The sequence below is a fragment of the Aquimarina addita genome (assembly GCF_039539305.1).
Classification (GTDB): domain Bacteria; phylum Bacteroidota; class Bacteroidia; order Flavobacteriales; family Flavobacteriaceae; genus Aquimarina; species Aquimarina addita.
This window is the reverse complement of record NZ_BAABCW010000004.1, coordinates 237,897-251,286: the sequence shown is the minus strand read 5'-3', so window position 1 is coordinate 251,286 and position 13,390 is coordinate 237,897. Positions and strand designations below refer to the sequence as shown.

Sequence of the window (13,390 nt, the reverse complement as noted above, 5' to 3'; positions counted from 1 at the left end):
GTCTTAGGACAATCTCATTTTTATTTGTCTAAACTGTTTTATAATTTAATTACAATCTGACAAGGCATGACAATCTAGAAAATTCTTTATAATAGTATTGATTCTTTTAGGTTTTTCTAGCATCATCCAGTGACCTACATCGTCAAAATACTTATATTTGAAATTGCCAGCAACTACATAATCCTTAGAATATATCATCTGCGGTTGTAGCATTGCAAAATCATATTTGCCCAATAAACCTAGAGTAGGGGCAGTAACAAGTGGATATTCTATATCAACATTTCCTGGGTTATATGTTTGACCTGGACAAGCTGCTAAGAGTGTCTCAGCAAAATTTGCCTGATAAGGTTTCATTGATGTTGTTAATGCGTCAGGTTCTGAAAGATTATCAATAATAGTATCTTCATCTGGATGAAAAACAATACTTCTAAAAAGATACCAATCATTTTTAGAAAGTTCATAAGCTCCCATACCTTCTTGTGCAAACATGTAAAGATACCAATTCATTCTGCGTTGTTCCATAAGATCAAAACCGGGATTTCCTGTTGCTCCTATTGATATGGTAACGAAGGAATTAACATATTCAGGTCTATATCTCGCCATTGTCCAACCTATGGCCGCACCCCAATCGTGAGTTACTAAATTTACATTATCAATACCCATGTTATCCAGTATTGTAATAATATCGCTCATTAATGCGCCAAGTCCATAAGCAGCTATATCCTGTGTTTTTGGAGCACCACCAAAACCACGAAGATCCGGCGCAATTACCCTATAACCAGCATTCACCAGAAAAGGGATTTGATATCTCCACATTTCTTTACTATCCGGCCATCCATGTATTAATAATGCTACTGGGCCTTCACCAGCATCTACAACAGGAAATTGATCATTACCAACTGATACCATAATAGTATTAGTTTCAAAATCAAAATGAGATAACGGTAAAGAAGGTTGATCTCTTTTCTTAGTCAATTCCAGTTCCATCCCATCAGAGGATGTAGTACCATTTGATACAGATGTATCATCATTATCTATATTTACTATTTCTATATCTCGTTCACAAGACATATTCAAAATTATAATAAACGCGACTGCAATAAAATTAAGTTTTTTCATAATACTAAAGGTTATAAATTGGTTTTTAAGAATATATTATTTGTATTTATTCATTGGTTAAACAGATGCGTATGCCAATGAAAATATGAAAAGTTATATTTGTTTTTTAGTGAACTTAATTTACCTATACTCAAGATGTCTTTATTGATTCATACTAATAAACTTATACCCACTCATAGCTTTTATTTTAAAAGTTGAAAAATTAGATCAAAAGTTTTAAATCATTCTGATGTAAAAAAATGAATAGTCTTTAATAGAAATAACCTTTTCTATTAGTTATGAGTTAAAGACTTCACTATACTGTTGATATAAAGCAAAAGAATTTATATAATTTGATGATTTTATAATTATTAAATATACGGGAATTTTCTCTATTTGAGATGAGGTGAATGTTTTAATTTTTACAGCAGTTAGTAGTAAAGATTATGATATAGTAATAGTCTTGGTTAACACTATCACTACATCATAATTAGCTGTTAACTACCATCGGGTTTAATCCCATATTTGTGGTCTATCGATTCCTATGGTTCTTAGATAGCTTAACATCTGACCAGTATGCACAGACTCGTGATATGCGATTCGGTTTAGATAATCACCTAATATTTTGCTTTGTCCGACTTCTTTTCTTTCAATTTTGATGTTCTCTAAATCTGATTCTGTAAGTCCTTTAATCATGCTCAAAAAACTGGCTCGGTATTTTTTAGAAAATTCCAATTCATTCTGTAAGTGCGAGTATTCCAGTTTGAACCAAGGAGATTGATAATTTCCTAAATCCCCTCGGTTTTCAATTATTTTATGAAAAAGATGTTCTCCTTCTAAAACGTGTATAATCATTTCTAGCACTGTAAAAGCTTTTTCGTCAGGTTTCCAGCCTAGATATTCTTTAGGGATTCCGCTCCATAAGTTGATACTTCTTCTTCTGATTTCTGAGAAGTTTATTAGAATAATTTCTATTGAGTTCATAAATTACTATTTCTTTAAAAGTATAATTTAAAAATCTAAATTATATATTTAAAATTTAACGTATTTAACTTAAGATAAATTCCGATTTATAGTACAATTACTTCTCTATCGTTAAATAGGTGCCTTTAAAACTCTGATTTAAAACAGTCATCTGTAAAGGCGTATTCGTTTGATCAGGAACTACTTCAATCTGCGCTTTACCATTTGCCATTTTAATTGATTCACTTCCTGTAGGTGTGCCCATATGTTTTTGTGTAACACCACCTGCTAAACATTGAAAATATACGCGATCTTCATAATCCAGACATCGTAATCCATTTTTATCTTCTGCGATTGCTGTCACTAAATAATGACCATTAGGTAACGTATCGTATGATAATGCTAATGATTTTGCGATATCATTTGTGGTATATCTATACTTAATCTCCAGATTGTCTGTCACTTCTTTTCCGTCTTTAAACCCTATTGCTTTTAATTGGTTCAAGCCTTCTTTAAACGTGATATCCCAAGTAAGACCACAGGCAGGAAACTGATTAATATCTCTTTTCTTTTTTTCTAATGCTTTACCATTGTGATATAAAATTACTTCATCACAATTGCTATATACACTAATATTTCTAACTTCATCTCTTGGTCCTTGTCTTTCTGTCCAGGTATGAGATTCTATATAGGTAAAGGCCTCTTTTGCCCAATAACTCTTAAATACGTAATAAGCATCCTTTGGATTTCCTGCGCGATCCATAATCCCTTTTTGATTCATATACGGAATATCATTTTCTGGTCTAAGAGGGGTTCCAAAATCTTTCATAGCCCATTGAATATTTCCTACAAAATCAGGAGTGGTTTCAGAAATTCTTAGATGCCAATCAAAGAGGTCAACAATATAATTCTCACTCCAATCTCCAATTTGGGCAATATTAGTAACCCCTGTTTGTGTAATAGCTTCTGTCCAGCTGTCTTTATCTACAGCGCCTTCACCATCTATAGGTTTTTCTACGTGACGCCCTATATGACTGGAACCTCCATACTCCGCATGTAGAAAATGTGGATATTCTTTGATATATTTAGTAACCGCTTTTTCATACGTTTTATAACTACCAGAATACCAACCTGACCAGATAGATGGAGAAAATACGTCTACAATATCTGATCCGGCATAATACTTTCTGATGGCTGTTTTTCTGCTAGGATCTAATTGATGTGCGAGTGCATTTAGTTCTTTTAAAAAAATATTGATTTCCTCAGTATCATCTCCATTTTTAAAATCAGGTAACCAATAAATTTCATTACCCAATGACCATAAGATAATACTAGGATGATTTCTATTCTGATAAATCATTTCGGTTAATTGATTTTTGGTATTTCTTTTCCAGGTTTCATTTCCGATACCGCCTCTACACCACGGAATTTCATCCCAAACTAATAAGCCTAGTTCATCACACATTTTGTAGACTTCCGGATCTTGAGGATAATGTGCTAACCTGATAAAGTTAGCTCCCATATCTTTTATGTCTTGTATATCTTTTTTATGCAACTCATTTGGCATGGCAGCTCCATAACCTGCGTGTTCTTCATGACGATGTGTACCTCTTAATAAAACTCTTTTACCGTTTAAATAAAATGGTCCATTGTCTGTGAACTCAAACCACCTGAAACCAAACTTTTCTGAAGTTTTATCCATTTCTTTTCCTGATTTTAAGAGTGATACTACTACAGTATATAGGTTAGGAGTATCAATATCCCATAAAGCAGGTTTCTTAAAAGTTGTAAACTTCAGGTTTACTGTTTCGGTATTTGCTTTACCTTTTGATTGTGCTATCTCTTTCCCAGAAGGATCCAGAATAGTCGCGAGTATTTCTAGTTGGGTTGAGGCAATATCGCCTTCAAGATTTACTGTTACTGCTAGTGTAGCCTGCTCTTTTGAAACCGTAGGGGTATTAACAATCACCTTTGATATATTTGTTTCACTTTTAGTAATAAGCCACACATCTCTTGTAATGCCACCATAAATAAAGAAATCACTTTTTTGAGATGGAATAATCTCAGGATTATATCCATTATCAACACGCACTAAAACTTCATTATTTCCATTTTTGAGGAATTTTGTGATATCCGTTTCAAAGCCAATATAGCCACCGATATGTTCTCCTACCAGATTTTTATTCACGTATACCTTTGTGGTAATGTTTGCACCCTCAAAGTATAATTTATAAACATTGTCTTGTTCGATAGCTGCTATGGTTAGGTTTTTCTTATACCAACTTGCACTTCTACGATATCCGGGTTCTAAATCTGTAACATCTGTGCTATTCCAGCTATGAGGAATATCAACAGTACTCCAGGAATTAAAATTGACAATGTCTTCTACATTGAGCGTATTTTCCTCAAGATATTGCCATCCCTTATTTATATTTTGTTTAGTTCTTATAGTTTGACTAAAACTAGTGACACTTATCAGCATCACCCCAATTGCTAAAAAGAATGCTGCGCAACGATTTGTCAACCAGATATACTGACTGTTTTTAGTTTCTAATTTCATTTTTATAGTATTACTTTTTTTGTTTTTTTTATAATGTATACCAGACTTTAAAAGAATAAGGTGTAGCTAATGTAAAATGGTAAGCGCTTGGTGTTAAATCAGAAGTTTACAGAAGATTATTTTTTAAAAAATGACCAACCGCTCATTGTCTACTTATTTATTAATTCTTTTCTACGAAACAGTGCCTCCAGAAAATAGTAGTCTCCATAATTTATGGGGCCATCTATTTCATCATCTTTTGGCCAGTTTCCGGTACTGTGATCTAAAATAAATGGAATATCGGTCTCACTTTGAATTACATATTTTTGAGAGGAAAGATTCTCTATTATTTTATCAGAAAAATCTAAATATTTTTGCTCATTAGTAAAGCTATATAACTCAATAAGAGCTGATGCCATTACAGCTGCTGCTGACACGTCTAAAGGTTCTTCTGGTATTTTTGGCGCATTAAAATCCCAGTAGGGGATACCATCATCCGGTAGATTATGGTGCGTCATAAAAAAGTGTGCAGTTTTTTTTGCTTGTTCTAAAAATAACGAATCTTTTGTGTAACGATAAGCCATAGTGTATCCATATATTCCCCATGTTTGACCTCTGGCCCAAGACGATTCATCAGCAAACCCTTGATGCGTAACTTTTGATCTTACTTTACCACTAATGGTGTCATAATCTACTACATGATAGGTGCTGTTATCCTTTCTGAAATGGTTTTTTAGTGTTGTTTGAGCGTGCTGATAAGCAATACGTTTATAGATACTATCATTTGTATACAAGGAAGCTTCAAACAAGAGTTCTAAATTCATCATATTATCAATGATTACAGGAAAATCCCATTCTTTTTTATTAAAATCCCATGATCTGATGGCACCTACTTTTTCGCGATATCGGGTTGACAATGTTTTAGCACTTTCAATAATTACATTCTTGTAGATTGTATCCTTTGTAAACCTGTATCCGTTTCCATAGCTACAGAAAATTTTGAATCCCATATCATGGGTTCTGTTATTTGATTTTTCTTTTTCTACAAGGGTAGTCCATTCTTTTGCCCTGTCAAGATATTTTTGATTACCAGTGAGTTTGTAGATATACCATAAACTACCAGGAAAGAAGCCACTTGTCCAATCTTTTGAAGGTACTTTTTTAATTTTTCCATAATGATCTGAACTTCTCGGAAATGACATGGAATCTACCGGATATGCAAGTAATTTATCAAATCTGTCTGTATACTTGATAATAGAATCTTTTACTACTGGATCCGATGTGGTAGTTTCATTTACTGTCTTTTTACAACTTGTAAGTAGCAATAGGAGTCCTATGAACGTATATAAAAACTTATTTATCATACTGGTATTTATTTATGAATTAATTATTTAAAAGGAGCCTAAACATTCAGGCCTAAGATTAACAAATACTATCAATCGTACTATCTATGTTTCTTTATAAAATTTTGCCGCATATTCTGAAGGTGTTTGATTATAGTGTTTTTTGAAGCATTTGGTGAAATATTTTGGGTTTCTAAATCCTACTTTATAACATACTTCTGATATATTGATTTGACCTAATTCTAACAATTGTGTAGCTCTTTTCATTCTAATCGAATGAATAAAATCGTTAGGAGTAAGGCCAGCCCACCCTTTAATTTTTGTAAATAACATGGTTCTGCTTACACCAAGTTCTGAGCTGAAAAATGGAATGTCAAAAGAAGAATTATCAATATTTTCTTCTACGATTCTAATTGCTTTTTTTAATAACTGCTCATCAACCGAAGTCACCGTAAAATCATTAGAATCAAAAGTACCAGAAGAAAATTTTTCTTTTAATCGTTCTGTAGAAATTAAAAGATTTTTTATGATTAACATAAATTCTTTGACATTAAAAGGTTTACTGATATAAGCATCAGCGCCAGATGCAAGTCCATCTACTTTATATACTAAGGATGTTCTGGAAGTAAGTAATATAAAAGGAATATGACTAGTACGAATATCACCTTTAATTTTAGAACAGAGTGTTGTACCTTCCATTTTAGGCATAATTACATCACTAATGATCAGATCTGGAGATTTTTGTAAAGCTTTTTTAAAAGCGATAGCTCCATTTTCGGCTTCTTCTACTTGATAGAATTCTTTTAGAAGGTCTTTTATAAAAGATCTTAGTTCGTCATTATCCTCTGCTATCAATATTACAGGTTTCTTTTCATCTGTAGTAAAACTATCCAGATCTAATTCTGATATACTGGTATTTTTTGGAATTTGCGCTTTATATTGGCTGATATCATCACTGATCTTAAAATCATTAATAATTTCACTTCTGTCCAGATGCGCTTTGCCCAAAAGTAACTGTACGGTAAAAATAGTTCCCTTATCTTCATTTTCTCTAACTGTTATTTTACCTTTATGTAAGTAGACTGCTTTTTTTACAATAGAAAGTCCAATTCCGCTGCCTTGATTAAAGTGTTTTTGATATGCTCGTCCACCTGCAATCTCATAAAATCGATCAAATACTTTATCAACAAATTCTTGATCAATACCTTTTCCGTTATCTCTTATTTCAACAGACACGTAATCGTGAACAAGACTAATGGCTACTTCAATTTTTCCTCCCTCCGGGGTATATTTAAAGGCATTTGAGATAAGGTTAAAAAAGACGCGTTCTAATTTATAACGGTCGTAATATAAGTTGATAACATCTGCTGTGCTTTCAAATGTGTAGGTATACTTTCCTAGTTTAGCAAATTCATCAAACGACAAGAATATTTCTTTCAAAAATTTAACCAGATTACCTTCAGCAGCTTGTAATTTTAGATGTTTATCTTCAAATTTTCTAAAGTCTAAGAGTTGATTGATTAAAATAAGCAGTTGATCTGCATTACGTTCGATAACCAATAGTTTTTTATACATTTTATTGGTTCCTTCATAGTTTTCTATTAGCTGTTGTAGTGGTCCTAATATAAGAGCAAGAGGAGTTCTGAACTCATGAGAAATATTAGTAAAAAAATTCAGTTTTGACTGATTCATTTCCTTAATTCTGGTACTCTCCAGATGCTCTAGTTCTAATTTGTATTTTAATTCTCTTCGTACTTTTAGTAGTTGATTTAATCCAATAAGTACTAGTAAAATACCCAATCCATATCCTATAAAAGCCCAGGTACTTAACCAGGGTGTAGGCTTTATATGAATTGTTAAAACAGTGGGGGTTTCATTCCATATATTATCGCTTGTTGCTCCTTTAACTTCAAACTGATATGTACCTGATTTCTGTATGGTGTAATTAACCTCAGTATTTTTGGTGTACAACCATCGATTATCTTCTAACCCCTTCAGTCTGTATTGATACTGGTTATTTGTTGCATTAATAAAATTAGGAATTGAGAAATTAATGGCAAATGAAGCCTGATCGTGATCTAGCGTAAGTTCTTGAATATAAGATATATTTTTAGTGAGAATAGAGTTTTTACCGGCAGGTTGTACCTCTTCTCCTTGTACTTTAAAACCAGTAAGAATAACTTTGGGTGCATACCTGTTTTTTTCAATACTATTAGGGTTTAAATAAGAAACACCAGAAGGCCCTCCAAAAAACAGACTTCCATCAGCTCTTTTTAGACAAGCATTGTTATTAAATTCATTTCTCATCAAACCATCTGTTTGGTTATATAGAATGGATTTTTTTGTTTTTGGATCATAGTTTACAATCCCTTGATTAGAACTAATCCACAAAGCGGCATTATCGTCTTCTACAATACCGTATACAGTATGTATTTGTGTGTTTGGAACATGTAATTTTAAACGTTCAAACTCTACTCCGTTATAAATAAGTATTCCACTAGCTTTTGTCCCTATAAGTATATCTCCATCATATGTTTCAAAAATGGATAAGATATCGTCACCAGAGCGTTGTTCTTCATTATAAAAAAAGCGTTGTATAGAAAAATTGTTTTTGTCGAATTGCTCATTCTTAATTAGGTTTAATCCATTTTGTGTCCCAATCCATAGGTTTTTATGATGATCTACAGTAATAGCACGAATACGTTGATCTGTAAGTGATGTAGTATCAGAAGGATTGTTAGAGATAAACTGATGCTTTTTGGTTTCCAGATCATACATGACTAAGCCACTACCAAATGTACCTAATAGAATATGTTGTTCGATTTTTTGTATCGCGTATACGCCATCATCTTCTAATAGTGATTGTAATTCTGAACTAATGAATCGCGAATCAAAATCTTTTTTTAAGAGATCATATACTGCTATTCCAGCATTATATGTACCTATCCATAGCTTGTTTTGATGAAGAAATAAAGATTTTATATTAGTTCCTGGTAGATTTTTTCCTGTAGAAGAAGTTAGATAGGATGATTTATTATTAGTATCTAATACAGAAACTCCTTTTCCCTCTGTTCCGAAATATATTTTTCCGTGTTGATCCTGAACAATTGAACTAACGACCCCATATTCTATATCACCATCAGTTCCATTTTTATAGATAGATATAAAATTAGAATTTGATGTATCCCAAATATTTAATCCTCCATAGTAGGTTCCTATCCAAACAGATCCTTTTTTATCAACAAATAATGTTTTCAGGGTGTTTCTACTTAAACTTTTAGGATTTCCTTCCTGATGTTTAATACGTATAATTTTGTCCTCTTGATCTTTAATAAATAATCCGTCATATGTAGCTATCCACAAATTTCCTTTGAGATCAATGCCCATACTACGGACATCATTATCCATAGATTGCTCGTCTGAGATGTTAGAAATACGTGTAAAACTATCCTTATAAGTGTTACTTTTGTTTAATCCACCATGTTTAGTTCCTATCCATATTATTCCTTTTTCATCTTCAATGATTTTTTGAATATATCCATCACTTAGACCTCCTTCACTTTCATTAGTAAGAAATCGTTCGAATTGAAAAATATGAGCTTCTCTTTTAATCAGTTTATTCAGCCCATTAGCTGTTCCAATCCAGATGGTTTCGTCATGATCCTGATATATATCCAGAATATGGTCATTAGAAATACTTTTATTATCAGAAGATTTATTTTTGACAGGTATAAAGGAATCATTTATTTTATCATAAACCATCAAACCATTAGAGGTGCCAATCCATAGTTCTCCATTTTTCATTACGTGGATTTTCCAGATCGTATTATCTGTGATAGCTCCTTTCTGATTAGATCTAAAATAAGATGTGAAAGAATTTAGTTTAGGATCATATCTGTTAAGTCCGTGATAAGTACCTATCCAGATAAATCCCTCAGCGTCTTCTTGTATGGATAAGATATCATTGTTACTAATGGAAGTACTATCATTAGGTATATTTCTGTATATCGTAATTTTATCTCCGTCATATTTATTAAGTCCATCTCGCGTACCTATCCATATTTGTCCTAATTTGTCCTGCTCAATAGCAATCACAGAGCTTTGGGATAATCCATCTGGAGTAGAAATATGGATAAATTTATTAAACACCTCATTTTGAGCAAAAAGAGAGATGCTGCAGCAAATAAAAATATATAGTATCTTTTTATGCATTTTATTTATGATTTGCTAATCTTTTTTCTAATTGGTATCTGTATAATGACGGATAGGTTGTCATATCATTGTTTGTAAATTGTTGATATGCATCCGGACCATACATTACTTTTATTAATTTATTTCCATGGACTCCAATAACTCTGGCATTAGGTCCGTCTTTCATTCCGTTTAATAAAATAGCTGAGGTATCGTTTAATTGACTCAAAAAATGGACATCTATATTCCAAAATGTGTTATAGGAGGCATGAGAAGGTTTCCAATATCCAGCGCCACCTCCTTTAAACAACTCGTATGTACCTGTTTCATCAGGGGATACAAATACACTAATAGCATCAAACAAATTTTGATGATTAACACCAGAATGTTGATCCAGAATAGGGTTCTTTAAAACCTCACATTGTGTATAAACACTTTTTGTAGCAAATGTGTTAAAACTTAAAGGGTGCATGACATCATTTTGTACAGATAAATTTTTGACTAATACATTATGTACACCACCCATTTGTACTGTATAATGCCCTTTTTTATTTCCTTTAGTAACAATATCCTCAACAGTTACATTGGCAATAGCTTCTGTTAAGATACCACTATCTGCATTTTCTATAACAACATCTTTAACCCAACTATTAAACAAACGGGTCAAGTACATTGCATTATACCCCTGTTCTACATGATGGGCAATTCTATTAGAATAAGGAAAAGTAACTTTGAAATGTTGGAAACCTACCTCCTCCAGATGCTCCCATAATACAATGTGCACTTCATATTCTGGTTTGATATGCAGGAGTAATGGAGAGGCGATAGTAATAGTATTTTTAGTAACAGCAATAACTTTTACTTGTTGTCTTGCAAGTGGAAGATCAGGATATAGCCAATGATGCGATCCAATTTTAGGAGATTTCTCACCATATAATTCGTTTAACAAAGAACCCTGTTCTCCTTTTTTATTAAACCATTGAATTTCGACAACATCTCCTACATTAATATTTCTTAAGTTTTGAACGTTTATCGTTTTTGTTTCTCTGGGTGCTTTTGCTATTGTTCCTAGAATAGTAGGTGGAGTATCATACTTTTGTAAGTAAGATTTTACTCTTTTACCAGGAACCCTTGCCCACAAGAAGCCACCAGACCAGGAATATTGAGAAAAAGGGATATTAATATTATTTACTTTTTCTTTTTGTATTTTATTTTGATCTGTAAGGTATTCTCTTAATTCTTTTAAACCTTCTGGGTTTTCCAGATACATCATTGGCCTTGGGCAGAAAATTTCGGTGCCCTGTGGTCCTGTACCCTGACCGCTCAATATAATATGACTCCGCTCAATATATAGAATATCACTTAAAATAATTCTGCCAGCAGGTAATTGGATCACTACTGGATTTTGTAAAGTATTTGCTTTTTTAATCGTTTTTAATAAGGCTTTTGAATCATCTAAACCATCATCAGGGATCACTCCAAAATCTAATGCGTTTATAATTGTGCTATTTTGTGGTACGGCGATTTGCTCTTTTCCAAAATGATAACCAGCATAACTAAAATCAGGTAAAAAAATGTTATCTTTTTTTATAACATCAAAAATTTCAGTATTTTTTTGAGCCGATACTATATAAGTCAGGAGTAATATTACTGTCCCTAGTGTTTTTTTTGATATACGTAAAAATGTATCCATAAGCTTATAATTATTTTTTGTTCGAATGATCTTCTTATTTATTTTGAAAATCATTTAATAAGTATCCATATTATATTACTTGGATAATTCAGATTATAATTTTTTATTAATTCCATCATTTTTGAGATGATCCTCATCTTTAATCACTAAAATAAACATCCATCCCCAGCCCTTTCTCTAAAAGAAAGTAGGCTAGAGCGCCTCCACATTATCCGGAGACTAAGAGGGATGTTTAATCTGATATATCAAATTTTACATAAACTATAATATAAAAGTATTAAAAATAAGATAATGCGATATACAAAATATGGGGTACAATTGTACACAAACTATCTTGTCTTACGTCGTAACCATTGTAAAATATAGGTATTAGAATGGTTTTGTTTGTTTGTATTTATGCGTGGTTTTAATGGTAGAGTCTTAAAAATTAGAAAAAAATCACTATTTATTGTTATTTTTAATAGAATATGCGTTGAGATAAGGATAGTATATTTTATATCGATGATTATTTTTTAAGTATTTGATATAAAGTGATTTGGATTTTTTTACCCCATATAACGTATGATCTTTTTATGTGATTTTTTAAAATGTTCATATTTAAATCCCAATTTTGAAGAGAGTAAAATAAATTGGATTGTGATTATGAAAAATAAAGTAGTAGTGCTTACAGGAGGTGGAGGTGTATTAGGGAGTACATTGGCTATGGCGCTGGCAAAAAGAGGAGCTAAATTGGCAATTCTTGATCTTAGAAAAGAACTTGCTGATCAAGTAGCAGATCAAATTAATAGTGCAGGAGGTATTGCTATCGGTATAGCGGCAAATGTTTTGGAAAAAGAATCTTTAATTACTGCTCAAAAACTTGTGACTTCAGAACTAGGATCTTGCGATATATTGATCAATGGAGCAGGAGGGAACCATCCTAAAGGAACCACATCTCATACGCATTTTGTTCTGGAAGATTTAGAAAATAAAAACCCGGATTTCAAAACTTTTTTTGATTTAGATCCTAATGGTATTCAATTTGTTTTTAACTTGAACTTTATAGGAACATTATTGCCTATACAAATTTTTGCAAAAGATATGGTTGGTAAAGATGGGTGCTGTGTATTAAATATTTCATCTATGAATGCTTTTACCCCATTGACTAAAATACCTGCATATAGTGCAGCAAAAGCTGCGATCTCTAATTTTACACAATGGCTGGCAGTTCATTTTGCAAAGGTAGGAATTCGTGTCAACGCATTGGCTCCTGGTTTTTTTCTAACTGATCAAAACAGGGCATTATTGACAGATGAAGAAGGAAAAGCAACATCACGAGGTAAAACTATTATTGAGCATACTCCAATGGGACGTTATGGTGAGCCAGAAGATTTAGTAGGTACTACTGAGTGGCTTTGCAGTGATGCTTCTAGTTTTGTTACTGGTGTTGTTGTGGCAATTGATGGAGGTTTTAGCGCATTTAGCGGTGTTTAATGATAGTGTTGTGCTTAGAGTATGGCGCATAGAATCAGGTATTCAGACTTAAGAACCAGGATAAAAGCAGTTTTGTTTCTGGATTTTTGT

General features: G+C 32.5%; 7 protein-coding genes. 1 reads left to right on the top strand and 6 read right to left on the bottom strand.

Annotation, left to right across the window (positions count from 1 at the left end):
- Positions 1-45 precede the first annotated feature (45 nt).
- The 6 genes from ABD816_RS07660 to ABD816_RS07635 form a co-directional block, all read right to left on the bottom strand.
- On the bottom strand, positions 46-1,119 hold the full coding sequence (locus tag ABD816_RS07660; RefSeq protein WP_344926135.1) for an alpha/beta fold hydrolase: 1,074 nt from the start codon (positions 1,117-1,119) through the stop codon (positions 46-48).
- A gap of 492 nt (positions 1,120-1,611) precedes the next feature.
- Complete coding sequence (locus tag ABD816_RS07655; protein WP_344926133.1) at positions 1,612-2,082, bottom strand: DinB family protein; 471 nt, start codon at positions 2,080-2,082, stop codon at positions 1,612-1,614.
- 97 nt (positions 2,083-2,179) lie between these two features.
- Positions 2,180-4,621, bottom strand: a complete 2,442-nt coding sequence (locus tag ABD816_RS07650) for a glycoside hydrolase family 2 protein (RefSeq protein ID WP_344926131.1) — start codon at positions 4,619-4,621, stop codon at positions 2,180-2,182.
- Between the two features lie 149 nt (positions 4,622-4,770).
- A complete protein-coding gene (locus ABD816_RS07645) occupies positions 4,771-5,964 on the bottom strand; it encodes a glycoside hydrolase family 88 protein (RefSeq protein ID WP_344926129.1) in 1,194 nt (397 codons plus the stop codon).
- A gap of 84 nt (positions 5,965-6,048) precedes the next feature.
- A complete protein-coding gene (locus ABD816_RS07640; protein WP_344926127.1) occupies positions 6,049-10,155 on the bottom strand; it encodes a hybrid sensor histidine kinase/response regulator transcription factor in 4,107 nt (1,368 codons plus the stop codon).
- Position 10,156: 1 nt separating this feature from the next.
- Positions 10,157-11,827 carry a pectate lyase family protein gene (locus ABD816_RS07635; RefSeq protein WP_344926125.1) on the bottom strand — a complete coding sequence of 557 codons (1,671 nt, stop codon included), beginning with the start codon at positions 11,825-11,827 and terminating at the stop codon, positions 10,157-10,159.
- Positions 11,828-12,469: 642 nt separating this feature from the next.
- Here ABD816_RS07635 and ABD816_RS07630 point away from each other — a divergent pair.
- Positions 12,470-13,300: an SDR family oxidoreductase gene (locus ABD816_RS07630; RefSeq protein ID WP_344926123.1), complete on the top strand. Its 831-nt coding sequence runs from the start codon at positions 12,470-12,472 to the stop codon at positions 13,298-13,300.
- The last annotated feature ends 90 nt before the right edge of the window (positions 13,301-13,390 follow it).